This window comes from Antribacter soli (genome assembly GCF_021568775.1).
In the GTDB taxonomy this organism is placed as follows: domain Bacteria; phylum Actinomycetota; class Actinomycetes; order Actinomycetales; family Cellulomonadaceae; genus Antribacter; species Antribacter soli.
The window spans coordinates 44,092-68,808 of the sequence record NZ_JAKGSG010000046.1 but is presented as its reverse complement, the minus strand read 5'-3'; the positions used below and the strand labels follow the sequence as shown (position 1 = coordinate 68,808).

General features: G+C 73.8%; 19 protein-coding genes. 9 read left to right on the top strand and 10 right to left on the bottom strand.

Translation table 11 applies throughout. The annotated features are described in order from the left end of the window. The 4 genes from L1785_RS17120 to L1785_RS17105 are packed head-to-tail and all read right to left on the bottom strand — an operon-like array spanning position 1 to position 6,833. Positions 1-957 carry a DUF4031 domain-containing protein gene (locus L1785_RS17120; protein WP_236090499.1) on the bottom strand — a complete coding sequence of 319 codons (957 nt, stop codon included), beginning with the start codon at positions 955-957 and terminating at the stop codon, positions 1-3. Further along, entirely contained in the window at positions 954-2,174 is a 1,221-nt protein-coding gene (locus L1785_RS17115) for an acetate/propionate family kinase (protein ID WP_236090498.1), read from the bottom strand. The genes L1785_RS17120 and L1785_RS17115 overlap by 4 nt, the downstream gene beginning before the upstream one ends. Continuing rightward, positions 2,171-4,321 (bottom strand): phosphate acetyltransferase, encoded by a 2,151-nt coding sequence (gene pta / locus L1785_RS17110; RefSeq protein WP_236090497.1) that lies wholly within the window; start codon positions 4,319-4,321, stop codon positions 2,171-2,173. Before pta ends, L1785_RS17115 begins: the two co-directional genes overlap by 4 nt. A gap of 10 nt (positions 4,322-4,331) precedes the next feature. Next, positions 4,332-6,833, bottom strand: coding sequence for a phosphoketolase family protein (locus L1785_RS17105; RefSeq protein WP_372461881.1), 2,502 nt, complete (start codon positions 6,831-6,833; stop codon positions 4,332-4,334). Positions 6,834-7,033: 200 nt separating this feature from the next. Between L1785_RS17105 and L1785_RS17100 the strand changes: the two genes are divergently transcribed. From L1785_RS17100 to L1785_RS17085, 4 genes are all read left to right on the top strand, one after another. Continuing rightward, a complete protein-coding gene (locus L1785_RS17100; RefSeq protein WP_236090496.1) occupies positions 7,034-7,912 on the top strand; it encodes an SURF1 family protein in 879 nt (292 codons plus the stop codon). Between the two features lie 68 nt (positions 7,913-7,980). Next, on the top strand, positions 7,981-9,957 hold the full coding sequence (locus L1785_RS17095) for a PrsW family glutamic-type intramembrane protease (protein ID WP_236090495.1): 1,977 nt from the start codon (positions 7,981-7,983) through the stop codon (positions 9,955-9,957). Next, positions 9,954-10,724 carry a hypothetical protein gene (locus tag L1785_RS17090; RefSeq protein ID WP_236090494.1) on the top strand — a complete coding sequence of 257 codons (771 nt, stop codon included), beginning with the start codon at positions 9,954-9,956 and terminating at the stop codon, positions 10,722-10,724. The genes L1785_RS17095 and L1785_RS17090 overlap by 4 nt, the downstream gene beginning before the upstream one ends. 46 nt (positions 10,725-10,770) lie before the next feature. After that, positions 10,771-11,298 (top strand): GNAT family N-acetyltransferase, encoded by a 528-nt coding sequence (locus L1785_RS17085; protein ID WP_236090493.1) that lies wholly within the window; start codon positions 10,771-10,773, stop codon positions 11,296-11,298. An 86-nt stretch (positions 11,299-11,384) separates the two neighbouring features. On the opposite strand, the gene L1785_RS17080 is transcribed toward L1785_RS17085, so the two are convergent. Then, a complete protein-coding gene (locus L1785_RS17080) occupies positions 11,385-12,098 on the bottom strand; it encodes a YceI family protein (RefSeq protein ID WP_236090492.1) in 714 nt (237 codons plus the stop codon). A gap of 297 nt (positions 12,099-12,395) precedes the next feature. Beyond that, complete coding sequence (locus L1785_RS17075; protein ID WP_372461880.1) at positions 12,396-12,833, bottom strand: DUF3817 domain-containing protein; 438 nt, start codon at positions 12,831-12,833, stop codon at positions 12,396-12,398. Positions 12,834-12,932: 99 nt separating this feature from the next. Here L1785_RS17075 and L1785_RS17070 point away from each other — a divergent pair, with 99 nt between their 5' ends. The 3 genes from L1785_RS17070 to guaA all read left to right on the top strand — a co-directional run bounded on the left by L1785_RS17070 (position 12,933) and on the right by guaA (position 18,260). After that, entirely contained in the window at positions 12,933-14,720 is a 1,788-nt protein-coding gene (locus L1785_RS17070; RefSeq protein WP_236090491.1) for an ABC transporter ATP-binding protein, read from the top strand. Continuing rightward, positions 14,717-16,480: an ABC transporter ATP-binding protein gene (locus L1785_RS17065; RefSeq protein WP_236090490.1), complete on the top strand. Its 1,764-nt coding sequence runs from the start codon at positions 14,717-14,719 to the stop codon at positions 16,478-16,480. Before L1785_RS17070 ends, L1785_RS17065 begins: the two co-directional genes overlap by 4 nt. Positions 16,481-16,649: 169 nt before the next feature. Then, positions 16,650-18,260, top strand: a complete 1,611-nt coding sequence (gene guaA, locus L1785_RS17060; protein WP_236090489.1) for a glutamine-hydrolyzing GMP synthase — start codon at positions 16,650-16,652, stop codon at positions 18,258-18,260. Positions 18,261-18,431: 171 nt separating this feature from the next. Here guaA and L1785_RS17055 read toward each other — a convergent pair whose 3' ends face one another. Next, positions 18,432-19,010 (bottom strand): prepilin peptidase, encoded by a 579-nt coding sequence (locus L1785_RS17055; RefSeq protein WP_236090488.1) that lies wholly within the window; start codon positions 19,008-19,010, stop codon positions 18,432-18,434. Positions 19,011-19,174: 164 nt separating this feature from the next. On the opposite strand from L1785_RS17055, the gene L1785_RS17050 reads away from it, so the two are divergent. After that, positions 19,175-20,704 carry an alpha-N-arabinofuranosidase gene (locus tag L1785_RS17050; protein WP_236090487.1) on the top strand — a complete coding sequence of 510 codons (1,530 nt, stop codon included), beginning with the start codon at positions 19,175-19,177 and terminating at the stop codon, positions 20,702-20,704. 4 nt (positions 20,705-20,708) lie between these two features. Here the strand turns inward: L1785_RS17050 and L1785_RS17045 are convergent, their stop codons facing one another. Then, the gene (locus L1785_RS17045; protein WP_236090486.1) at positions 20,709-21,887 is read right to left on the bottom strand and encodes a glycosyltransferase family 4 protein; all 1,179 of its coding nucleotides are present in this window, start codon (positions 21,885-21,887) and stop codon (positions 20,709-20,711) included. Between the two features lie 155 nt (positions 21,888-22,042). On the opposite strand from L1785_RS17045, the gene L1785_RS17040 reads away from it, so the two are divergent. Then, on the top strand, positions 22,043-22,495 hold the full coding sequence (locus tag L1785_RS17040; RefSeq protein WP_236090485.1) for an aromatic ring-opening dioxygenase LigA: 453 nt from the start codon (positions 22,043-22,045) through the stop codon (positions 22,493-22,495). A gap of 34 nt (positions 22,496-22,529) precedes the next feature. Here L1785_RS17040 and L1785_RS17035 read toward each other — a convergent pair whose 3' ends face one another. After that, entirely contained in the window at positions 22,530-22,979 is a 450-nt protein-coding gene (locus tag L1785_RS17035; protein WP_236090484.1) for a hypothetical protein, read from the bottom strand. Then, complete coding sequence (locus L1785_RS17030) at positions 22,979-24,652, bottom strand: PspC domain-containing protein (RefSeq protein WP_236090483.1); 1,674 nt, start codon at positions 24,650-24,652, stop codon at positions 22,979-22,981. The genes L1785_RS17035 and L1785_RS17030 overlap by 1 nt, the downstream gene beginning before the upstream one ends. Between the last annotated feature and the right edge of the window lie 65 nt (positions 24,653-24,717).

Below are 24,717 nucleotides of genomic sequence, written 5' to 3'. Positions count from 1 at the left end.
CTATCCCGGCATCGGGGTGGTCAGGTCTGCCAGCTCCCCGCGCAGGTTCGCCTCGGCGCTGGCCTGCCAGCGCTCCGCCCCCGCCGGGGTGCGGAACAGCGGGCCGCCCGCCAGGAGGCCCTCCAGCACGGCGGCGCGCCCGACCCGGAAACTCACCTCCGGGACGTGGGCGTACTCCGCCCGCACCTGCGCCGTGTACCGCTCGTACGTGCGCGGCGGCGACCCCAGCACCGCCAGGTCCGCGTCGCTCACCAGCGCGCCGGCGAGGTCGCCCGGCGCGGGGTCGTGGTCGGTGGTCACGAGCACGAGCCGGGCGACCTCGTCGAGCACGCCGCCCGACGTCGGCCGCCCGAGCAGCGTCCGCACCAGGTCCGCCGACCGCTGCTCGTCCCGGCCGGCCTCGCCGTCGTGCACCGCGTCGTGGAACCACAGCGCCACGCGCGCCTGCCAGGCCGTCAGTGGGTCGACGGGAGTCCCGGCCGCCTGGAGATCGCCGAGAAGGACGTCGAGCGCGTCGAGCGCCTGCGCCAGGTGGAGCCGCGTGTGATAGACGCGGTGCGGCTCGCGCCAGCGGTTCAGGAGGTCCTCGCCCGCCGCTGCCCAGGCCTCGGGGGCGGCGGCGTGCGCGGGCGACCCCTCCGGCGCCGGGCCGAGGGTCGACCAGCGGGCCGCGAGGGCGGCGCGCGACGCGCGGCCCCGCTCCGCCCCGGAGACCCGCAGCACGGAGGCGCCGAGGCGTCGCGCGAGCTCGCGGCCGTCCACCGGGACGGCGCCCGCCTCGACGAGATCGTCGTACCGCTCGGCGGGCACGTCGTAGTGGTCGAGGTCCAGGGCGCGGTCCGGGGCGCCGGCCGCGCGGGCGAAGGTCCGCAGCTCGTACAGGGAGGTGTCCGAGACGAGGTGTGAGAAGTGCGTGCCGTGCGCCGGCCAGGCCGGCGGGTCGATGAGGACGGTCACCGTCGGGCCAGCTCCAGGGTCTGACGGGCGATCGCCAGCTCCTCGTTCGTCGGCACCACCATCACGAGCGCCGCCGACCCGTCCGGCGAGACCACCCGCGCCTCGCTCGACCGCTCGTCGTTGAGTGCCGGGTCCACCGAGAGCCCGAGGAACCCGAGCCCCGCGACGACCCCGGCGCGCACGCGGGCGTCGTTCTCGCCGACGCCCGCCGTGAACGTGAGCACGTCGACCCCGCCGAGCACGGCGGCGTACGCCCCGACGTACTTGCGCAGCCGGTGCAGGTACACCTCCAGTGCGAGCGCCGCCTGCGAGTCGCCGGAGGCGATCAGCCCCTGCAGCTCGCGCATGTCGTTGACCCCCGCGAGCCCCTTGAGGCCGGAACCCTTGTTGAGCAGCGTGTCCACCTCGTCGACGGACAGGCCCGCGTTGCGGACCAGATGGAACACGATCGCCGGGTCGAGGTCGCCCGAACGGGTGCCCATGACGAGCCCCTCCAGGGGCGTGAGCCCCATCGAGGTCTCGACCGCGACGCCGTCGAGCACGGCCGACGCCGACGCGCCGTTGCCCAGGTGAAGCACGACCTGCCGCAGCGGGCCGGGCCTGCCGACCGTCCGGGACGACACAGCTGGGTGCGCGGCGACCGCGGCCGACACGTACTGGTGCGACGTCCCGTGGAAGCCGTACCGTCGCACGCCGTGCTCGGCGGCCACCTTCGCGTCGATCGCGTACGTCGCGGCGGCGGGCGGCAGGGACGCGAAGAACGCGGTGTCGAACACGGCGACGTGCGGCACGTCGAGCAGCTCGCGCGCCACCTCGATGCCCGTCACGTTCGCCGGGTTGTGCAGCGGTGCGAGCGGGATCAGGGAGCGGATCTCCTCGACGACGGCGTCGTCCACCACGACCGGCGCCGAGAAGAGAGCACCGCCGTGCACCACGCGGTGCCCCACGGCCCGGACCCCGGCGTCGGCCAGAGACGGCCCTGCCTCGTCGAAGAGGGCGAGCACCAGCCGCAAAGCCTCGGCGTGGTCGGCGACGGGCTGCTCCCGCTTGACGACCGCGCCGTGGGCCACATGCTTCACGTGGCCGCTCCCCTCGCCGATCCGCTCGACGATGCCCGAGGCGAGCACCTCGCCCGAGCTCGGCGCGACGACCTGGTACTTCAGCGAGGACGAGCCGGAGTTCAGAACCAGGACGGTGCCCGACGACGCGGCGGTCATCGCGCGGCTCCCTGCGCCTGGATCGCCGTGATGGCCACGGTGTTGACGATGTCCTGCACGAGGGCTCCCCGGGACAGGTCGTTGACGGGCTTGTTCAGGCCCTGGAGCACGGGCCCCACCGCCACCGCCCCGGCCGAGCGCTGCACGGCCTTGTACGTGTTGTTGCCGGTGTTGAGGTCCGGAAAGATGAAGACGGTCGCGCGCCCGGCGACGGTCGAGTCGGGCAGCTTGGAGGCCGCGACGGAGGCGTCGATCGCGGCGTCGTACTGGATCGGCCCGTCGACGGACAGCTGGGGAGCCCGTTCCCGCACGAGCTCGGTCGCGGCCCGCACCTTGTCCACGTCGGCGCCCGACCCGGACGAGCCGGTGGAGTACGACAGCATCGCGACGCGTGGCGACACCCCGAACTGCGCGGCGGTAGCGGCGGACGAGACGGCGATGTCGGCGAGCTCGGTCGACGTGGGGTCGGGGATGACGGCGCAGTCGCCGTACACGAGCACGCGGTCCTCGAGGCACATGAGAAACACGGACGACACGACCGAGACGCCCGGAGCCGTCTTGATGATCTCGAACGACGGCCGGATGGTGTGCGCCGTGGTGTGCGCGGCGCCCGAGACCATGCCGTCCGCGAGGCCGAGGTGCACCATCATCGTGCCGAAGTACGACACGTCGGTGACGATCTCGCTCGCCCGCTCGACGGTCATGCCCTTGTGGGCGCGGAGCCGCGTGTACTCCTCGGCGAAGCGGCGCACGTAGACCGGGTCGGTGGGCGAGATGACCGTCGCGCCCGACAGGTCGAGGCCGAGCGCCGCGGCGCGGCCGCGCACGGTGACCTCGTCCCCGAGGATCGTCAGGTCCGCGATCCCGCGGGCCAGCACCGTGGACGCGGCGCGCAGGATGCGGTCGTCGTCCCCCTCGGGCAGGACGACGTGCCGGCGGTCGGCCCGCGCCCGCTCGATGAGCTGGTACTCGAACATGAGCGGGGTGACGACCTCGGGCGGCGGCACGTCGAGCCGCGCCGCCAGCTCGGCGCCGTCCACGTGGCGCTCGAACAGGGCGCGCGCGGTGTCGATCTTGCGGGTCGAGGTCCGCGACACGCGCCCGCGCGTCTTCGCCGTCGCGCGCGCCACGCGGTACGTCTCCTGCTTCGTGCGGATCACGGGGACCTTCGGGTCGAGCGCCGTGACGAGCTCGGCGACCATGCCCTCCGGGTAGAAGCCGCCGCCGAGCACGATCCCGGCGAGCGACGGGAACGACGGCGCCGCGTGCGCGGCGAGCAGCCCCACGAGGATGTCGGTGCGGTCGCCCGGCGTGATGACCACCGCGCCGTCAGTGAGCCGCTCGAGCAGGTGCTCGAAGTTCATGGCGCCGATCAGGACCTGGAGCGCCTCGCGCCCGAGCAGCTCGGGGTCGCCGAGCGCCAGCTCGCCGTCGACCGCCTCGAGGAGCTGCGCGACGGTCGGGGCCATGAGGAACGGCTCCTCGGGGATGGTCCAGACGGGCAGGCTGCCGTCGGCACCGTCCGCGAGCCCCGCGGCCAGCTCTGCCCGGACCGCGTCGCCGTCGGCGTCGCAGCGGTTCACGACGAGGCCCACCGCTTGCGCGTGGTGGGCGCGCAGCTCCGCGAGGCTCACCTCGGCGAGCGCCCGCACGGCCTCCGGCGTGCGCTCCCGGCCCGACACGACCAGAAGCACCGGAGCGCCCAGGTTGGCCGCGATGCGCGCGTTGAACGCGAGCTCCGTGGGGCCGGCGACGTCCGTGTAGTCCGAGCCCAGGACCACGACGGCGTCGCACCGCGCCGCCACCGCGTGGTACCGGGCCACGATCCGGGACAGCGCCGCCTCGGCGTCGGCGTGCACGTCCTCGTACGTGACGCCCACGGCGTCCTCGTACCGCACGTCGACGCCGTCGTGCTCCAGGAGCATCTCCAGGACGTAGTCGCGCTCGCTCGCGCCGCCCGTCCCGTTGCCCGGCGCCGCGTCGGCGTCGGCGTCGGGCAGCCTGCCCGCCGGGACGCGCGAGACCGGCCGGAAGACCCCGACCCGCTGGACCTGACGGACCAGCAGGTCGAGCACGCCGAGCGCGATCGTCGACTTGCCGCTCTCGCCCTCGGGGGAGGCGATGACGATGCTGCGCGTCGTTGTCACTCGGTCCTCGTCATTCGTTGTCGCCACCGGTCCCGAGCGTCGCGGCGACCTGCTCCGAGGCCGACCGGTCCTGCGCGTCGGGCCACACCCAGTCGCGCACCTCCGGCTTGTCCTCGCCGTGCTCACGCGTGTACGCGCGGGCCTCGAGGCGGGCGTCCATCATCTTCTGGCGCAGGCCCGCCTGGGCGCTGCCCAGCGACGGCACCCGGTCGATGACGTCGATCACGAGGTGGAAGCGGTCCATGTCGTTGAGCATCACCATGTCGAACGGGGTCGTTGTGGTGCCCTCCTCCTTGTACCCGCGGGCGTGCAGGTTCGTGTGCCCGTTGCGGCGGTAGGTGAGGCGATGGATCAGCCAGGGGTAGCCGTGGTAGGCGAAGATGATCGGCCGGTCCGTGGTGAACAGGCCGTCGAACTCTTTGTCCGTCAGGCCGTGCGGGTGCTCCTTCGCGTCCTGCAGGCGCATCAGGTCCACCACGTTGATCACGCGGACCTTCAGGCCCGGCAGCTCACGGCGCAGGATGTCGGCGGCGGCCAGGACCTCGAGGGTCGGCACGTCGCCGGCAGCGGCGAGCACCACGTCCGGCTGCTCGCCCGCGACCTCGGTGCCGGCCCACTCCCAGATGCCGAGGCCCCGGGTGCAGTGCGCGACCGCCTCGTCCATGGTCAGGAAGTTCGGCGCCGGCTGCTTGCCCGCGACGACCACGTTGACGTACTGGCGGCTGCGCAGGCAGTGGTCGTAGGTGGACAGGAGGGTGTTCGCGTCCGGCGGCAGGTACACCCGGACGATCTCGGCCTTCTTGTTCACCACGTGGTCGATGAAGCCCGGGTCCTGGTGGCTGAACCCGTTGTGGTCCTGGCGCCACACGTGGCTCGACAGCAGGTAGTTGAGCGACGCGATGGGACGGCGCCACGGGATGTGGTTCGTCACCTTGAGCCACTTGGCGTGCTGGTTGAACATCGAGTCGACGATGTGGATGAACGCCTCGTAGCTCGTCACCAGCCCGTGCCGACCGGTCAGGAGGTAGCCCTCCAGCCAGCCCTGCACCTGGTGCTCGGACAGCATCTCCATGACGCGGCCCGCCCGAGCCATGTGCTCGTCCACCTCGGGGCTGTGGTACTCCGCGTTCCACTGCTTGTCCGTCACGTCGTACACCGCCTGCAGGCGGTTCGACGCCGTCTCGTCCGGGCCGAAGATGCGGAAGTTCGTCGGGTTCAGGCGAACCACGTCCGTCAGGTAGGTGCCCAGCACACGCGGCGCCTCCGACACGCTGCCGCCCGGCACCGGGACATCCACCGCGTAGTCGCGGAAGTCGGGCAGGCGCAGGTCCTTGAGGAGCAGGCCGCCGTTCGCGTGCGGGTTGTCGCTCATCCGCAGGGTCCCGGTCGGGGTGAGCGCGGCGATGTCCGGCAGGATGCTGCCGTCCTCGGTGAACAGCTCCTCCGGCCGGTAGGACCTGAGCCAGCTCTCGAGCACCGCCAGGTGCTCCTTCGTGTCGCGCGCGTTCGCGAGCGGCACCTGGTGGGCGCGCCACGAGCCGGTCGTCTTCTTGCCGTCGATCGTCGCCGGCCCGCTCCAGCCCTTGGGCGTCTTGAACACGATCATCGGCCACATCGGGCGGGTCAGGTCGCCCTCGGCCGCGCGGGCCTTGATCGCGGCGATCTCGTCCAGCACCTCGTCGAGCAGCTTCGCGAAGCGGCGGTGGCAGTCGATGTCCGACTCCGAGTCGTCGTACCCACCCTCGAAGAAGTACGGCTTGTGGCCGTAGCCGACCATGAGGTCGTGCAGCTCGTCGTGGCTGATGCGGGCCAGTACCGTCGGGTTGGCGATCTTGTACCCGTTGAGGTGCAGGATCGGCAGCACGACGCCGTCCTGCGCCGGGTTGACGAACTTGTTCGAGTGCCACGACGTGGCGAGCGGGCCGGTCTCGGCCTCGCCGTCACCCACCACCGCCGCGACCAGCAGGTCGGGGTTGTCGAACACGGCGCCGTACGCGTGGGACAGCGCGTAGCCGAGCTCGCCGCCCTCGTGGATCGACCCCGGCGTCTCCGGCGCCACGTGGCTCGGGATCCCGCCCGGGAACGAGAACTGCTTGAACAGGCGCCTCATGCCCTCGGCGTCGGGGGTGATGTCGGAGTACGTCTCGGAGTAGGTGCCCTCCAGGTACGCGCTCGCCACGAGGCCGGGGCCGCCGTGGCCCGGACCGGTGACGTAGACCGTGGACTGCTCCCGCTCCTTGATCGCCCGGCTCAGGTGCGCGTAGAGGAAGGTCAGGCCCGGCGTGGTGCCCCAGTGGCCCAGCAGGCGCGGCTTGACGTGGTCCCGGGTCAGCGGCTCACGGAGCAGCGGGTTGTCGAGCAGGTAGATCTGCCCGACGGACAGGTAGTTCGCCGCCCGCCACCACGCGTCGATCCGCTCCAGCGCCTCGACGCTCGGCTCGGCGGCGCCCATCGCGCGCCAGGCGGTGCCTCGGGTGCTCTCGGTCGTGCTCGGGACGGTCGTCGTCGTCATCACACACGCTCCTGATTGTCGCCAGGGTGTGCGGCCTGGATGGCTGCGTCTTTCATTCGACATCAGATCGGGCCGCGGTGCACCAGGCTACCGGGGTGACGTCGATCTGCCGGGCTGTCAGGTCGACGAAGCTGCCCGCTCGACCAGGGGATTCCGGCAGGGATTCTGTCGCGGACGGGTCGCGCGGTTACCGTGAGGTCATGCCTTCTCCGACTGTGTCCGTGACGTCCACCGGGGCGCCTGCCGCGCCGTCGGGCAGCGGGCGCCGGACCTTCTGGGAGGTGGCACGCCGGCCGCGCCTGCTCGGGATCCTGGTGCTGCTCCTCCTCGCCGCCGCGCTCTGCGGGCGGCTCGGCGTGTGGCAGCTCGACCGCGCGTACGAACGTGCGGCGCTCGCGGCCCAGCAGGAGGCTGCCGAGGCGGCGGCCACCGGGCCGGCGGCGCTCGGCGAGCTGCTGGCGCCGCAGGAGACGTTCCCCGGGGAGCTCGTCGGGCGGCAGGCTTGGGTGACCGGCACCTACGAGGCGGCGGGCCAGCGGCTCGTGGCCGGGCGCGCGCTCGACGGCCGCACCGGCTACCTCGTGCTGACCCCCCTGCGGGTGTCCGACGACGGGACGGGCGGCGACTCGTGGGCCGGGCTGTCCGGCGCGCCCGTCGTGGCCGTCGTGCGCGGCTGGGTGCCGTCGGCCACCAGCCCCGTCGACGTGCCGTCCGGCGAGGTGCGGGTCACCGGCTGGCTGCAGGCCGGCGAGGCGACGTCGGACGCCGCACCCCTGCCGGACGGGCAGGTGGACCGGATCGCCCTCGGCGCTCTCGTCCAGGAGTGGGGCGGGCCGATCTACTCCGGCTACCTGGTCGCCTCGCCCACCTCCGACGGCCTCGGCCAGCTGCCGCGGCCGGTCATCGACGGCGGGAGCGACGTCAACCTGCAGAACGCGTTCTACGCCCTGCAGTGGTGGGTGTTCGGCGGGTTCGCCGTCGTCCTGTGGGTGCGGCTCGTGCGGGACGAGATGGCGGGCGGCCGGCGCGGCGGCCGCGCCGACGACCCCGGGACGGGCATCGCGGGCCTGCCGGGCTGACACCCGGATCGCCCGCCACGCCGCCGGGGTCCCTGGCGTGTCGGGCCCAGGCCCCCCAGGATCGAGGGGTGCTCGCGTTCGCGCTGGTCTTCGCCGCGGCCTGGGGTGTGCTCCAGCTCTGCGTGCTCACGTCCTTCACCCGCACCACCGCCTTCGGCGCGCACCTGCTCGCCCTCGGGACGGGGCTGTACTTCTGCGGGCCGCTGTCCGTGGTGCTCCAGCTCGCGTACACGCGGACCCGCGCCGCGATCACCGGTGACTCCCTGTACGAGGTCGTGCAGGTCGCGTCCTGGACGGTGGACCCGGTGATCGAGGAGGCGGTCAAGATCGTCCCGCTCGTGCTGGTGGCCTGGCACGTGCGCACGCGCCTGCAGTGGGGGCTGTCCGACCATCTCGTTCTCGGCGCCGGGCTGGGCGCGGGGTTCGGCCTGCTCGAGGCGCTGATGCGGTTCGGAGACGAGCCGGGCCGGGCGATCGCGACCCCGGACGGGTGGCTCTTCCCCAGCCTCGCCCCGCCGTACGTGCCCACGCCCGCCGTCGCGTCCGGGCAATGGCTGCCCTCGCCCGTCTCGCAGGGCGGCCTCCTGGGCTTCGACGGGGGCGTCGAGCCGTTCCACCACCTGGTGTGGACAGCGCTGGCGGGCCTCGGCGTCGGCTGGTTCCTGCGCTCCCGCGGGCCTGCCCGCCTGTGGGGCGCGCTGCCGTTCGTGCTCGCGTGCGCCGACCACGCCGCCACCAACTACGACATCTCGGGGTCCGGCACCTCGTTCTTCGGCGACCTGGCCGCCGCCCCGTACGTGGCCGCCCAGGGGCTGCGCGGGCTGTGGCCGGTGCTCGCCCTCGCCCTGGCGGCCTGGTACGACCTGCGCGTCCTGCGCCGGGGTGCCGCCGCCCACCCGGAGCTCCTGGACGGCCTGCACGCGCGCGACCTGCTCCGGTACGCGGGGCTGCGGCCCGGCTGGAGCACGCTGGTCGCGTGGCGGTTCGTCCGCCGTCGGCGGGCCGTCCTGCTCGAGGCGGGCGACGGCGGGCCGCTGCCCGACGCGGTCCTCGACGGGGCGCGCGACCTCGCCGGCCGGGTGCGGGCGAGCGCCACGCGCGAGGCGTGGGCGCGGGTGCGCCCCGTCGCCGCCCTGACCAGGGGTGCCGCGCCGCGCGACCTGCTCCGCCGGTGGTGGCCGCTCCTCGTCTGGCTCGTGCTGCTGATGCCGGCCCTGTTCGCCTTCGGGTTCGGGGTGCGCCCGGGGTTCCCCGTGGTCCTGGTCCTGTTCGGCGTCGGGATGGCGTGGCTCGTCTGGCAGCAGGTCGCGCTCGTCCGGGCGCTGCGCCCGGCGCTCCGGTCCGACGACGGAGCTCACCTCGGGCACGTCGGGTTCCGCCTGGCCGTGGGGACCGGGGCGCTCGGCGCGGGCCTGCTCGCCGTCGTCGCGTGGCTGGGCGGCACCGGTCCGGACGACGCGGTGGTGTCCAACTTCCACGTGCTCGACGCGCTGAGCGACCTGCTGCTGTACGGCGGGATCGCCCTGATCCTCGCGGGCCTGATCTTCTTCCCGCCCGCCGGGCTGGTCGTGCTGTCCACGGGCGGCGTGATCCTCGTCCCCACGCTGACCACAGCGCTCGGGGTCACGACGACGCTCGGGCTCGCCGGGATCCTGCTGGCGCAGGCGGTCGGCCCTGGGGGCGGCGGCTCGTCGGGCGGGTCCGGGTCCGGTTCGGGCTCAGGGGGCGGGCCGCCTCCGCCGTCGGCGCCCCGGCCCAAGCCGCAGGTGCGGAACTGGAAGCTGCGCAACATCGTGGACCAGCTGTGGAAGGGCTCGAACAACCCGCGCCGTGCAGGTGACGGGACCACGATGGATGCGGCACGCTGGGAGATCCGCAGCGGTCAGGCGACCCACGGTCAGGACCACGTCCAGAAGTCGCGGGACATCCTGAACGGGCTCAACAACTGGCTGCGAGCCAACGAGAAGACAGCCACCCGGGCGGACGTCGCCTGGGCCAGGCAGCTCCAGACGGAGCTGCGCGAGATCCTGAGGCAGGTGCCGTGAGCACGTCGACCGAGCGGCTGCTGGCCGCGCTCGTCCCCGTGGTGCCCGGGCTGGCGGACGCCGCCGCGCGCGACCGCGAGTGGCTCGCGTCCGAGGCCGGGCTGCCGCCGCTGGACCCGGCTGCCTGGACCGTCGCCGAGGCGGCCCGCGACCTGTTCGCGCGCCTGCGGGACGGGGACGCCGCGGTGGCCGGCGTGATCGTCGTGATGGGCGACGTCCTCGAGGAGTGGCGAGGCACGGACCTGGACGTCGACGGGGTGATCGAGGACGTGCTCGTGCACTACCCGTCGCCGGGGGAGGAGCACGACCACGTCACCCGCGCGCTCGGGCCGGGCCTGCGGACCGCTCTGGACGCGCAGCGGGACGTGCGGCAGCCCGCGGCGGTCGAGGCGTTCGTGGCCGGGCTCGTCGCCGCGGTCCCGGCGCTCCGCCGGCTCGCGGACGAGAACCGGTACGGCTACCACGACATCGTGCTGGCGCACCCCTTCCTCGGCGAGGTGGTGCAGCGTGAGGTGGGGCTGCTGACGGGCGACCCGTCGCCGGAAGCCGGCCCCGTCCCCGACGACCCGGCGGCCGAGGTCCGGTCCGTGCTCGACCACGTCGAGGCCGCGTTCGGCAGCGACCCGGCGGTGGACGAGCTCGTCCGGGTGTCGTTCGTGGAGAACCTGCCGTACCCGGGCGAGCCGGGGGAGGAGATCGTCACGCTGCTCGGCCCCGGGCTCGCCGCCGCGCTCAGCGACCTGCGGGGCCCGGGGCCGGCGGCATGACGGTCCACCGACGGGAAGCGAGCGCTGCGGTGGCACGACGCGCCGCGTGAGCGAACCTGTGGTCCGCCGTGTGCGCGCCGACGAGTGGCAGCAGGTCAGGGACCTGCGGCTGCGGGCGCTGCAGGACGAGGTGGCCGCGATCGCCTTCGTGGACTCGTACGAGGAGGCGCTCGCGCGGCCCGACGCGTTCTGGCAGGAGCGCGCCGCGCGCGCCGCCGCGGGGGATGCCGCGTGCCAGGTCGTCGCGGTCGTCGACGGGGACTGGGTCGGGACGGTGACCGTGCTGGTGAGCTCCGCCGGCCGGTCCGACGACCCGGGGAACGCAGCGCGGGGCGCACGGGCGTCGCTGGTGGGCGTCTACGTGGATCCTCGCCACCGCGGGACCGGCGTCGTCGAGACGCTGCTCGCCGAGGCGGTGGCGTGGGCGCGCTCGCTCGGGTTGGACGACGTACGGCTGCACGTGCACGAGGACAACGGTCGCGCGCAGGCTGCGTACCGCAGGTGCGGGTTCGTCCTGACCGGGAAGCGGGTGGAGGCGTCGGTCGGGGCGGAGCTGGAGATGGCCCTCGCCTGAGCGGGCCGTGCGCAGAGTGACCGGTGCTGCCCGAGAGGCCGGTGCGCCCGGGCGGGCGCACCGGCCTCTCCGGCGTGCGTAGACGCTCAGCTGGTGAGCGTCAGCTCCGCCTCGACGAAGCCGTCGTCCTCGACCGTCACGAAGCCGAGGTCCGGGGCCGTGACGCCGTAGTCGGCGAAGACGACCGGGATCTGGGCGCTCACCTCGGCGCCACCCTCCGTGAGGCGGACCTGGAGGGTCGCCGTGACGTCCTGCGACGTGCCCATGATCGTCATCGTGCCAGGCGCCTCCACCGTGATGGTCTCGCCGTCGGCGACGGCGCTCACGTCGACGGGCGAGGCGAGCTCGAACGTCGCGGCGGGGAACTCGCCCGTGCCGAGGATGCTCTGGAACTGGGCGTCGCGCTGCGACTCGTCGGTCTCGATGCTCGCCATGTCGACCTCGATCGTGGCCTCGGTGAGCTGGCCCTCGGCGATCGTCGCCGAGCCCGTCACCGTCTGGGTGCGGCCCACGACCGTGACGTCCTGGCCGGCGAGGACCTCGTCCACGCGGTAGCCGGCCTCGGAGCCGTCGCCGACGGTGTACGTGCCGTCGAGCTCGTCCGGCTCGGCGGTCACGGGCGCCTCGGTGCCGACGGCGGGCGCCGCGACGTCGTCGCCCGTCTGCTGGCTCGCGTAGAGACGGGTGGCGCCGAAGACGAGCGCGACGAGGACGACGACGGCGACGATCGCCCAGACGATGATGCGGCCCGGGCGGCGGCCGGGCGTCGAAGTGGGGTCGGCGGGGGCTGGTGCTGACATTGGCGCCTCCTGCTTGGTTGAATGTTTGACGAGCGCGTACAGCCTGCTCTGTCAGTCTGAGAAGTCCCTGGCAAACGTCAGTGAACTTCCCGACGCGAAAACGACATGGATGTCGTTCCCAGCCTGAGAACGGCATCCACGGCGCTGTGGTTCAACGGATCGAGATCGTCCCCGGCGCTGCCGAGGCGGAGTCGTTGTGACTCCGGGCGCTCACCTCGAGTGCACAACGTGTACTCCAGGTGACACGGCCTCGGCGACACAAGGGCGGCAGGGCGGCGCGCCATGGGCGCGTCCGGGTCAGGCGAGGTAGCGCTGCTCCAGGGCGGCCAGCTTGGTCCCGGCCTCGGCGTGGACCTTGCGCTCCAGGACGAACGACATCACCGGGACGACGCCGGCCAGGACCATCGTGACCAGTCGGCCAAAGCCCCAGCGCATCTTCGACCACAGGTCTGCGACCGTGACCAGGTACAGCACGTAGATCCAGCCGTGCGCGAACGGCACCCACGCGATGAACGGGACGACGCCGGAGACGTCGGTGACGGCCCCCACGCCGTACTTGATGCCCATCTCCACGCACAGCACCAGGAGCATGGCGCCGGTGACGAGCGCCATGAAGCGGTAGCGCGAGACGGCGCCGCGGGCCTTGCGGATGGCGGTCGCGGCGGCCTCCGCGCTCGGGCCCGTGGTCGGGCCATCGGTCGGGGCCGGCGCTTGGGTCCGGTTCTCTGCTGTCACGTGTCCGAGGATATGCCCGCGCGGGCGCGCGCCGGCGTGGCGCACGTCCTGTGGATAATCCGTGGCTCCGTGTCAGTGGCGGCTCGTACCGTTGTCGACGTGCGCCCCCTCCCTCCGCCGGAACCCGGCACCCCGCCGCTCACGTCCGCGACCCGGCTGCTCACCTGGCAGGCGGGCCAGCAGCGTGGCGTCCTGGCGCTGAGCCTCCTCATGGGGACGGTCACCATGCTCGCCTCGGCGATCGGCCCGTTCCTGCTGGGCCGCGCGATCGACGAAGGCCTGACCGGCGGCTTCGGTCCCGGCCTGTTCTTCTGGTGCGGGGCCCTGGCCCTCAACGCCGCGGTCATCACGGTCGCGGGCATCCTCGACCACACGTGGGACGTCGAGAACTGGATCCGGGCGGCGTTCTCGTTCTCCCAGCTCGTCGGGCACAAGGCCTCGCGCACGGGGCACGCGATCACCAAGACGCTGCCCACGGGGGAGGTCGTGTCGGCCGTCGCGAACGACGCTCTGCGCGTCGGCGAGATCTACGCGCACATGGGGCGCTTCGTCGGCTCGGTCGTCTCCTACGTGGTCGTGGCCGCCATCATGCTGACCCAGAACTTCACGCTGGGGCTCGTGGTCGCGCTCGGCATCCCCGTGGTCGGGGTCGTGCTGGGCCTGCTCGTGCGCCCGCTGCAGTCGCGGCAGGCCGCGCAGCGCGAGGCGACGGGCCGGCTGACGACGCTCGGTGCCGACACGGTGTCCGGCCTGCGCATCCTGCGCGGTATCGGCGGCGAGGAGGTGTTCGCCGGCCGGTACGCCGCCCAGTCGCAGCGCGTGCGGCAGGAGGGTGTGCGGGTGGCGACGATCCAGTCGGTGCTCGACGGCCTGCAGGTGCTCCTGCCCGGCCTCCTGGTCGCGCTCGTCCTGTGGCTCGGCGCCCGCGCGGCGGTCACCGGCGAGATCACGCCCGGCCAGCTCGTCACGTTCTACGGCTACTCGGCGTTCCTGTCGTGGCCGGTGCAGCTCGCCACGCAGATGGTGCAGCAGGTCGTGCGCGGCCACGTGTCCGCCGGGAAGATTCTCGGGGTCCTCCGGGTGGAGTCCGCCACGCCGGTCGTCGCCGAGCCGGTGGCCGTGCCGCCCGTCGGTGCGGAGCTCGTGGACGAGGCGAGCGGCCTGACCCTGGTGCCCGGCCGCGTGGTCGGTCTCGTCAGCGCCGACCCGGACGAGTCGGCTCGCGTCGCCACCCGTCTCGGGCGGCTCGACGACGGGCTGGAGTCGGCCACGCCCGTCCGGCTCGGCGGCGTGCTGCTGCGCGACCTCGACAAGGAGGAGCTGCGTCACCGGGTCGTCGTCTCGGAGGCGACGCCGACCGTGTTCTCGGGCGTGCTCGGCGAGGAGATCGACCCGCGCGGCCGTCGCGTGGAGGCCGAGCTGGTCGCGGCGATGCTCACCGCCGACGCGCACGACGTGCTCGACAGCGTGCCGGGCGGCCTGGCGGGCGAGCTGCCGGAGAAGGGGCGGTCGCTCTCGGGTGGCCAGCGGCAGCGGGTCACGCTCGCCCGGGCGCTGCTCACGGAGCCGGAGATCCTCGTGCTCGTCGAGCCGACGAGCGCCGTGGACGCGCACACGGAGGCGCGGATCGCGGAGCGGGTCGCGGCGGCACGGCGCGGCCGGACGACGCTCGTGGTCACCGCCAGCCCGCTGGTCCTCGACCACCTCGAGGAGGTGTTCCTGCTGGAGGGCGGCCAGGTGGTCGCGAGCGGTACCCACGGCGGCCTCGTGGAGCGCGACGACCTCGTGGGTGAGCGGTACCGGGCCGTGGTCGGCCGCAGCATGAGCGAGGAGGACGCCGACGAGGCGTCGGTGAACGAGAACGAGACCGTAGGAGGAGCGGCATGAGCACGACGACACCGGCGCCGGCGTCGGGCAAGCTGCCCATCGCCGACCGGACCGAGGTCAACCGCGCCGTCGGCGTGCTGTTCCGCAAGCACCGCAGCGACCTGGTCCGGGTCGCCGGCGCGCACACCCTCGCGGCCGTGGCCGGCCTCGCCGGCCCGTTCCTGCTCGGCCGCATCGTGGACGACGTGCAGCACGGCACCACGGTCTCGCACATCAACATGCTCGCGCTGGTGCTGGTGGGTGCGGTGGTCGTGCAGGCGGTCGTGACGCGGTTCGCGCAGCGCTACTCGCTCGTGTTCGGCGAGATGGTGTTTGCCGATCTGCGCGAGGAGTTCATGAGCACGGTGACGCGGCTCCCGCTGTCGACGGTCGAGCGGGCGGGCACGGGCGACCTCGTGGCGCGCACCACCAACGATGTGAACAAGCTGCAGAACGCCATCCGGATGGGCGTACCGCGCGTGCTCTGGTGCGTCGTCACGCTCGGCATGACGCTCGTGGCGTCGTTCTTCGCCGACCCGCTCGTGGCGCTCGGCCTCCTCGTGGGCGTGCCGGTCATCGTGGTGGCCGCCCGCTGGTACCTCAAGCGCGCGACGGCCGGGTACCTGCGGGAGTCAGCCGCGTACGCGACGCTGAACGGCACCATCACCGAGGCGGTCGAGGGCGCCCGGACGGCGGACGCGCTGCACCTCGGTGCGCGGATCCGGCGCCGGGTGAACGACGACCTGCGGGAGGCGTTCGCGGCGGAGACGTACACCCTGGGCCTGCGCAACCGGCTCATCCCGTCGCTCGACGGGGCCCTCTCGATCGCGCCGGTCGCCGTGCTCCTGTGGGGCGGCTGGCTCCTGGCGAACGGTCACACGACGATCGGCGCGGTGACGACGGTCGCCGCCTTCGCCTACCAGATGGGCGGGCCGGTGTTCGACCTGATCTTCTGGCTCGACGAGCTGCAGGTCGCCGGCGTGGCGCTCGCGCGCGTGATCGGCGTCGGCCTGGTCGAGCCTGACCGGCAGGCCGGGACGGAGCGTCCCGAGGACGAGCGCGTGGTCGCCCGCGGCGTCCGGTACGCGTACCGCGAGGGCCACGACGTGCTGCACGGCATCGACCTCGACCTGCGGGTGGGGGAGCGGCTGGCCGTCGTGGGCCCGTCCGGCGCGGGCAAGTCGACGCTCGGGCGGATGCTCGCGGGCATCCACCCGACCACCGGCGGGTCCGTCACGGTGGGCGGCGTGCCGCTCGTCGAGCTGCCGCTCGAGGACCTGCGTGGCCATGTCGCGCTCGTGACGCAGGAGCACCACGTCTTCGTCGGCACGCTCGCGGACAACCTCCGGCTCGCGCGGGTCGGCGCCACCGAGGAGGAGCTGCTGGCAGCCCTCCGGGCGGTCGACGCGCACGAGTGGGCGGAGGCGCTGCCGGACGGGCTGGCCACCGAGGTCGGCTCGGGCGGGCACCCGCTCACCGCGGCGCAGGCGCAGCAGGTCGCGCTCGCGCGGCTCGTGCTGCTCGACCCGCACACGCTGGTCCTCGACGAGGCCACCTCGTTGCTGGACCCCCGGGCTGCCCGGCACCTCGAGCGGTCGCTCAACGCGGTCCTGGAGGGGCGCACGGTCGTGGCGATCGCGCACCGCCTGCACACGGCCCACGACGCGGACCGGGTCGCCGTCGTGGACGGCGGCCGGATCACGGAGATCGGCCCGCACGAGGAGCTCGTCGCCGCGGGCGGGGACTATGCCCGCCTGTGGCACAGCTGGCAGCACGAATAGCCGCCGGCTCCGCGGCGCGCGCACGGGCGCGACCGCGGGGCCGGCACCACCAGCGCGTGGCCCGGGGCACGGCCCGGGCCACGTGCAGGGTCATGCTGTGGCGCGTCGCACCCGCGGCACCGGGCCGGACGGGGACGACCACCCGGCGTCGGGCACCTAGACTTGGGGCGTGACGTCACCCGCCACCGCCACCCCCAGTGTCCCGGTCTCCACGCCCCAGCAGCACCGGCCCGTCCTGGTCGTCGACTTCGGCGCGCAGTACGCGCAGCTGATCGCCCGCCGCGTGCGCGAGGCGAAGGTCTACTCGGAGATCGTGCCGCACACGTGGTCCGTCGAGCAGATGCTCGAGAAGGACCCGGCGGCGATCATCCTGTCGGGCGGGCCGTCGTCGGTGTACGCGGCCGGTGCGCCGTTCGTGGACCCGAAGCTGTTCGACGCGGGCGTGCCGGTCCTGGGCATCTGCTACGGCTTCCAGGCGATGGCGCGTGCGCTCGGCGGCGAGGTGGCCCAGACCGGCCTGCGCGAGTACGGCGGCACCGAGGTCGAGGTGTGCGCTGCGGGCGTCCTGCTCGCGGACACGCCCGACCACCAGACCACGTGGATGAGCCACGGTGACGCGGTGCACCGCGCCCCGGAGGGCTTCGAGGTGCTTGCGACGTCCGCCGGCTCGCCGGTCGCGGCGTTCGAGGACAAGGGGCGCCGCCTCTACGGCGTGCAGTGGCACCCCGAGGTGAAGCACTCCGCGCACGGCCAGACGGTCCTGGAGCATTTCCTGTACGACGGCGCCGGGCTCGCCCCCGACTGGACGCCCGGCAACGTCATCGCCGAGCAGGTCGAGGCGATCCGTGCGCAGGTGGGCAAGGCCCGCGTCGTCTGCGGCCTGTCCGGGGGCGTGGACTCCTCGGTGGCGGCGGCCCTCGTCCAGGCCGCCGTGGGCGACCAGCTGACCTGCGTCTTCGTCGACCACGGCCTCCTGCGCGCGGGCGAGGCGGAGCAGGTCGAGCGCGACTTCGTCGCCGCCACCGGCGTCCGCCTCGTCGTGCGCGACGAGCGTGAGCGGTTCCTCCAGGCCCTCGCCGGCCACAGCGACCCGGAGACGAAGCGCAAGATCATCGGTCGCGAGTTCATCCGCGTGTTCGAGGACGCTGCGCGCGACATCGTCGCCGAGGCGGGCGAGCACGGCGAGGAGGTCAAGTTCCTCGTGCAGGGAACGCTGTACCCGGACGTCGTGGAGTCGGGCGGCGGTGAGGGCGCGGCGAACATCAAGTCGCACCACAACGTCGGCGGGCTGCCGGACGACCTGCAGTTCTCCCTCGTCGAGCCGCTGCGCACCCTCTTCAAGGACGAGGTGCGCGCCGTCGGCCTGGAGCTCGGCGTCCCGGAGCCGATCGTCTGGCGTCAGCCGTTCCCCGGCCCGGGCCTGGGCATCCGCATCGTCGGCGAGGTGACGGGCGAGCGCCTCGAGATCCTGCGCCAGGCTGACGCGATCGCCCGCGAGGAGCTCACGAAGGCAGGGCTGGACCGCGAGATCTGGCAGTGCCCGGTCGTGCTCCTCGCGGACGTACGGAGCGTCGGCGTGCAGGGCGACGGCCGCACCTACGGTCACCCGATCGTCCTTCGCCCGGTCTCGTCCGAGGACGCCATGACGGCGGACTGGACGCGCCTGCCCTACGACGTGCTGTCCGTGATCTCCACGCGCATCACCAACGAGGTGCGCGACGTGAACCGCGTCGTCCTCGACGTCACGAGCAAGCCGCCGGGCACCATCGAGTGGGAGTAGCACCCTCGGGTGCACGACGCCGGAGCCCGCCTTCCTGAGGGAGGCGGGCTCCGGCATCTCTCCCGAGGCCGGAGTGCGGCGAACGCGCGAGACCGCCCCCAGGTAGCCCTTGCGGCACCTTGAGCGACCTGGAGGTGGTCTCGCGCGTTCGCCGGGCCGCCGCCCGGGCCCTCAGGCGCCGAGCCGGGCCAGCGTCAGCGCCAGGCCCGTACCGGCGAGCATGAACGGGCCGAACGGGATCGCGGTGTCGCGGCCTGCCCGGCGGGCCGCGATCAGGGCGAGCGCGACGAGCCCGCCGAGCAGGAACGGCGCGGCCGCCGCGAGCATGAGCGCGTCCCACCCGGACCAGGCCGCGACGGCGCCCAGCGAGGCGGCGAGCTTGACGTCACCGAGCCCGAGGCCGCGGCGGTTCATCAGGTGCAGCAGGAGGTAGGCCGCGAGCAGGCCGGCCCCGCCGAGCGCCGCGCGCCCGGCCGCCGCCCAGTCGCCGGTCGCCGCGGCGGCGAGCAGGAGGAGCGCGGCGGTCAGGGTCGTCGCCGGCGCGGTGATCGCGTCCGGGAGCCGGTGGGTCCGGGCGTCGATCACCCACAGGGCCGCGCCGGCCGCCGCGAGCACGACGAGGGCCGGCGTGAGCGCACCGGGCCCGCTCGCCCACACAGCCCAGGCGACAGCCGGCCCGACGGCGACGGCGACGGCTCGGCGGTGGGGCAGGAGCTCGGTCGTCGTCCGTCCGAGGGAAAGGGTGGGCATCGTGCGATCCTAGGCATCGATGTCCGATGGTGTCTCTTGATGCGTGTGATGCTGCCCCGCGCGCCGGACGCGTGTCGCCTGGCGGACCGGTCGTGGGCAATACTGTCGTGCGCAGTGTGAGCGCTCACAAGGAACACCTACCTCACCGACGAGGAGTCGACGTCATGACCGACGGCACCGCCGCCCTCTCCGCCGTGATCGACCTGGACCTTCCCGGCCCCGTGATCTCCCGCCACCTGTACGGCCACTTCGCCGAGCACCTGGGCCGGTGCATCTACGGCGGGTTCTGGGTCGGCGAGGACTCTTCGGTCCCGAACGAGGGCGGCATCCGCCGCGACGTCGTCGAGGCGCTGCGCAAGCTCAGCATCCCCAACCTGCGCTGGCCCGGCGGCTGCTTCGCCGACGAGTACCACTGGACCGACGGCATCGGCCCCCGCGACGAGCGGCCGCGCATGGTGAACACCCACTGGGGCGACGTCGAGGAGAACAACCACTTCGGCACCCACGAGTTCATGGCGCTGTGCGAGCTGCTCGGCACCGAGCCGTACGTGTCCTCGAACGTCGGCTCCGGATCGGTGCACGAGACGAGCGAGTGGGTCGAGTACCTGACCCGCGACGGCGACTCCCCGATGGCGCGGCTGCGCCGGGAGAACGGCCGCGACGAGCCGTGGAAGGTGCGCTTCTGGGGCGTCGGGAACGAGCCCTGGGGCTGCGGCGGCAACCTTCGCGTGGAGCAGTTCGCGCCCCTGGCCCGCCAGCACGCGACCTATGCGCGCAACCACGGCGACAACCAGCTGTACCGCATCGCGGCGGGAGCCGCGGACGACGACTACCACTGGACCGCCACCCTGATGCGGGAGATCACGAGCCGCCTCGGCGACCCGGCCCCGCGGGAGCTCTACCAGGCGGTGTCGTTCCACTACTACACGTTCGGCGGGGTGTGGTCGGAGAAGGGGTCGGCCACCCGGTTCACGCGCGACGAGTACTGGACGACGATGAGCCGCGCCCTGCGCGTCCGCCGGTACATCGCCGGGCACGCCGCCGTCATGGACGCCTACGACCCGACCAAGAAGATCGGCCTCGCGCTCGACGAGTGGGGCACCTGGTGGGACGTCGAGCCCGGCACCAACCCCGGCTTCCTGTACCAGCAGAACGCCATGCGGGACGCGCTCGTCGCGGCCGTCCACTTCGACGCCTTCCACGACCACGCCGACCGGCTGCGCCTGGCGAACATCGCCCAGACCGTCAACGTGCTGCAGGCCATGGTCCTGACCGACGAGGACCGCCTCGTCCTCACCCCGACGTTCCACGTCTTCGCGATGAACCGCGGGCACCACGACGCGCAGGCGCTCGCGGTCCGGCCGCGCGGCGAGCAGGCCGTCCGCGAGGTCGACGGGTCCGACATCCCCACGGTCTCCGCGTCGGCGTCGGTCAAGGACGGCCGGGCGACCGTGTCGGTGACCAACCTGGACCCCGACGCGCCCGCCCGCGTGGAGCTCGACCTGCGCGGCAGGGCCGTCACGTCCGTCACCGGGCAGGTCCTCGCGAGCGACGACGTCGCGGACCACAACACGTTCGACGCGCCGACGGCGGTCGAGCCCCGCGACTTCCACGCGTTCGAGACGTCGGGCGCCAGCCTGACCCTCACCGTGCCGCCGGGCGCGTTCGTGGTGCTGGACGTCCAGCTGGCCTGACCGCTCACGGCGACTGCCGCGGCGCCACCAGCGCCGCGGCGCGCTCGTACGCCTTCTCGGTCGCCGCCAGCACGTGCGACCAGTCGGACGCCGCCGCGGGCCCGCTCGCGGCGGCGAGCAGCCGGTCCAGCAGGCCGTCCTCGGTCGCGAGCCGGACGAGCGCGTCGGCGATCCCGGCGTCGGACGTCGCGACGAGCCCGTCGACGCCGTCGGTCAGCCGCTCCGCGACGCCGGACCTGGCCCGCGTCACCACGGTGAGCCCGGCCGCCTGCGCCTCGAGCGCCGCGATCCCGAACGCCTCCTGCACGGCGGGCGCCACGAACACGTCCGCCCGGGCGTAGAGCCGCTTGAGCTCGGTCGGGGTCAGGCGCCCCGGCAGTGCCACGACGTCCTGCAGCCCGCGCTCCGCCACGATGCGGCGCGCCCGCGAGAGCTCCAGCCCCTCGCCGACCAGGGTCACGAAGAGGGCCGAGGAACCGTGGCGCGCGCCGACGTCGGACACGGCGTCGGACACGGCGTCGAGCAGGTGGAGCATGCGCTTGCGCGGCGCGAAGCGCGCCGCCGAGACCACGTGGACCGCCGCGCCCTCCGCTCGGCCTGCCCGTTCCGTCCGGGGGACGCGCCAGGCGTCGAGGTCGAGGCCGTTCGGCACGACCACGACCCCGCCGCGGTCGCCCACGACCCGGCGCAGGGGCGCCGCCGTCAGCTCGCTCACCGCGGACCACAGCACCGGCAGGCTGCCCCACCGAACCACCCGGTCGAGCGCGCCGAACGCACGCTCGGTCCCGCCCCAGACGCTGTGCACGGTGACCATCGTCGGCAGGCCCAGGCGGGTGATGGGACGCAGCGCGGCCTGTACCGTCGGCGCGAGGACCCCGAAGTGCAGGTGCACGACGTCGGGTGCGGCCCCCGCCTGCACCGCCTCGGCGAGGCGGCGCATCACGTGCGTCGTGGATCGGGGGTGGATCGGCGCGCCGAACGGGATGCGCGCCGCGATCCGGTGGACGGTCACGCCGTTCTCGACGGCGGTGCTGACACCGTGCCCGCCCGGTGCGGCAGGGGTCGTGGTGATCACCTCGACCTCGTGCCCGGCAGCCACCTGCTGTGCGGCGAGGCGGCTCACCTGAGCCTCGATCCCGCCGAGCATCGGCAGGTAGCAGTCCGAGACGTGGGTGATGCGCACGGCGTCATCCTCCCATCTCTGCCGGTCCGGGGCCCGGTCGTCGGTCGTGCCGGCCTGAGCGTTCCGCCGGGGCGTTCCGCAGGCGCCGGACGCCGGGTCGACCTAGCGTGCGAGCAGGAGGCCCGCAGGAACGCGGGCCGGTCAGGAGGCGCAGCATGTCGAGCACCGTTGCATTCCGTCCCGTCCGCGGCGTCAGGGGCGTCGGGACGACCTCGATCATCGCGGGCGTGGTCCTCGTCGTCGCCGGCATCGTGGTGGCGATCCTGGTCGCGACCCAGCTCTCCGCCGAGAAGATCACCGTGTCCGACGACGCCGCGATGTTCGCCGGGCAGACGGTGCGTGACCCGTTCACGGCCTATGCGCAGGCCGAGGTGATCAACGACCACGCCCTCGAGGCGTCCGGCGGCAAGACGTACGCCGAGCTCGGGCAGGACGACCCGGTGCGGCAGGTCGTGATGACCGCGTCGTTCCTGCGGGCGTCGCTGTTCACGTCCGTGGTGTCGTTCGGGATGTCTGCCCTGGTGATCGGGCTCGGGCTCCTGTTCGTGCTGATCGGTGGGGCGCTGCGACGTCTCGCCGTCGCGACCCAGGCTCCGCCGGGCATGTGAGCCCGGCGGAGCCCTTTCGTCGGTGGATCGGTCGTCAGGGGCGGCGGCGCAGGCTCGTCACGAGCGAGCCGACGACGAGGGCCAGGCCCGCGGCGCCGAGCACCAGGATCGCCGCGAGCCCGGTGTCGATGCGGAAGCCGGCGATCGAGACGAGGATCCCGATCCCCAGCACGACCACCACGAGACCCCAGACGACCGCGCCGACGCGCGGGCCGCGGCGCGGCTCGGTCACCGGCGGGACGGTTGGCAGGACGGTCGCGTGGGCCGGGGCCGGGGCCGGGGCCGGCGTCACGGGGGCGGGCGTCACCGGCTGCGTCGCCGACGGTGCGGCGACCGCCGCGACCGGCTCCGTGAGCAGGGGCTCCGGCCGCGTGGGCTCGTCCTGCGGTGCGGCCGGCGTCTCCTGCGAGGCACCCGCCGGAAGCTGCTCGGTGCGGTCCGGGTCGTCGGGAGCGCCGGGGAACGGTCGCTGGTTGTCGCTCATCAGTTCTCCTCGATGGTGATGTCGCCGGCGCCCACCTGGATGGTGAGGTGGAGCACGGCTCCGGCGTCGGTCACCTCGTCGCTCTCGAGGTGGATGGACGAGCCCATGACGTCGGTGATCTCCCGGTCCTCGTCGTCGACCTCCCAGCGGACGGTGCCCACGCCGACCTGGACGTCCGACTCGACCGCCACGCCCTCGGGGACGACGATCTTCGCGTCACCCGCACCCATCGTGATCGGGACGACGACGGGTTCGCCGGGCGTCACGCCGGAGAGGTCGAGGTCGGTCAGGTCGATCTCCGGGTCGCCGAAGCGGATCTCGAAACCGTCCTCCGCCTCGCTGATCGAGCCGACGGAGATGGACCCGTCGGTGATGAGCTGGGCGCCCGGGACCGGCGGGGGCACCATCTCGGCGAGGTCGGCGCCCTCCTGATCCCACACGAGCCACGGGGTGCCGAACACGAGCGCGACGATCGCCCACGCAGTCAGCGCGCCGCCGGTACGGCCCCGGAGCCCCGCGACCACGATCCCGAGCCCGAGGAGCACGACGCTCACGCCGAGCCAGGTGGGCCAGAACGGCAGGTCGGTGCCGAACAGGTCGCTCACCCGGTCCTGCAGGAGCAGCAGGGCGCCGGCCAGCAGGATCAGGCCGAAGACGATGCCTACCCCGCCGCTGCGCCCTTTGGGCGGGCGGGGCGCGGCCGGAGCCGACGGCGCGGACGGCGCGGAGGGGGCGGGCTGGTAGGGCGCCACGACACCCGTGTATCCGACGCCGGACGGGGCCGGACCGGTGGTGAACGGCGCGGAGCCGTCGGCGGGCGTGACCGGACCGGGGACCGGCGCCGGACCCGACGGGACCGGTCCCGCAGCGACCGGGCCGGAGGGCGCTGCGCCGGACGGCGGCACGCTCCCGCGTCGGCCCGTGCGCTGCACGACGAGGTAGACGGCGAGGCCGATCGCGGCGAGCCAGAAGAGGGTGCCGAGCCAGCCCACGCCGGAGTCGTCCCACCAGGACCAGGGGCCGCCCCACGCGATGCCGATGAGGAACGCGGCGACCGCGCCCACCATCGCGACGTCGAAGTGTCCGCGGAACGTCTCCTGCAGGTGGATGCGCCCGTCACGGCGCTCGGGCAGCAACGCCCAGCCGAGGCCGTACAGCACGAGGCCCACGCCCGTCAGGAAGAAGCTGAGCACCAGGAGCCCGCGGACGAGCAGCGGGTCGAGGCCGAAGCGCTCCGCGAAGCCACCGGCGACGCCGCCCACCCAGCGGTCGTCGGAACGGAACAGGCCGCCACGACGGATGCGGTCGAAGAAGCCGTCGGTGCCGGAGCCGCCGGGGGCGGCGGGTCCGGCGGGCGTGCCGGCCGTGCCGGGGGCGCCAGGCGTCGGAGCGCCGGGGCCGCCCGAGCCGCCCGCTGCGGGCGTGCCCCAGGCCGGAGCCTGCTCGTGCGCCGCCGCGGGGGCGGGGGCGCCGACGGGCAGCGGTTCTGTCACGGTCGACGGGTCGGGAGTCGCCGGGCCCAGCGGTTGCGTGGGGGAGGTCTGCGCGGGGGCGGCGTCGGCCGCGCTCTCGGCAGGAGCCGGCACGGGCTCGCCGGCCGGGGCCGCGCCCGGCCGGGGCTCGTCCGGCTCCGGCCGGCCGGTGCCGGGCTGCGGTTCGTCATGGGGGGTCATGACATCCATGCTGGTCGACGTCGCGCGCGAACAACATGGGTGCCTGCCCTGAACCGACCCTGGTT

What these genes read in the sequence shown, in the direction of transcription:
- L1785_RS17055 (WP_236090488.1), bottom strand. Translation starts at nt 19,010, where the DNA reads ATGCCCACCCTTTCCCTCGGACGGACGACGACCGAGCTCCTGCCCCAC.
- L1785_RS17050 (WP_236090487.1), top strand. Translation starts at nt 19,175, where the DNA reads ATGACCGACGGCACCGCCGCCCTCTCCGCCGTGATCGACCTGGACCTT.
- L1785_RS17115 (WP_236090498.1), bottom strand. Translation starts at nt 2,174, where the DNA reads ATGACCGCCGCGTCGTCGGGCACCGTCCTGGTTCTGAACTCCGGCTCG.
- L1785_RS17100 (WP_236090496.1), top strand. Translation starts at nt 7,034, where the DNA reads ATGCCTTCTCCGACTGTGTCCGTGACGTCCACCGGGGCGCCTGCCGCG.
- L1785_RS17035 (WP_236090484.1), bottom strand. Translation starts at nt 22,979, where the DNA reads ATGAGCGACAACCAGCGACCGTTCCCCGGCGCTCCCGACGACCCGGAC.
- L1785_RS17065 (WP_236090490.1), top strand. Translation starts at nt 14,717, where the DNA reads ATGAGCACGACGACACCGGCGCCGGCGTCGGGCAAGCTGCCCATCGCC.
- L1785_RS17080 (WP_236090492.1), bottom strand. Translation starts at nt 12,098, where the DNA reads ATGTCAGCACCAGCCCCCGCCGACCCCACTTCGACGCCCGGCCGCCGC.
- L1785_RS17040 (WP_236090485.1), top strand. Translation starts at nt 22,043, where the DNA reads ATGTCGAGCACCGTTGCATTCCGTCCCGTCCGCGGCGTCAGGGGCGTC.
- L1785_RS17030 (WP_236090483.1), bottom strand. Translation starts at nt 24,652, where the DNA reads ATGACCCCCCATGACGAACCGCAGCCCGGCACCGGCCGGCCGGAGCCG.
- L1785_RS17105 (WP_372461881.1), bottom strand. Translation starts at nt 6,833, where the DNA reads ATGACGACGACGACCGTCCCGAGCACGACCGAGAGCACCCGAGGCACC.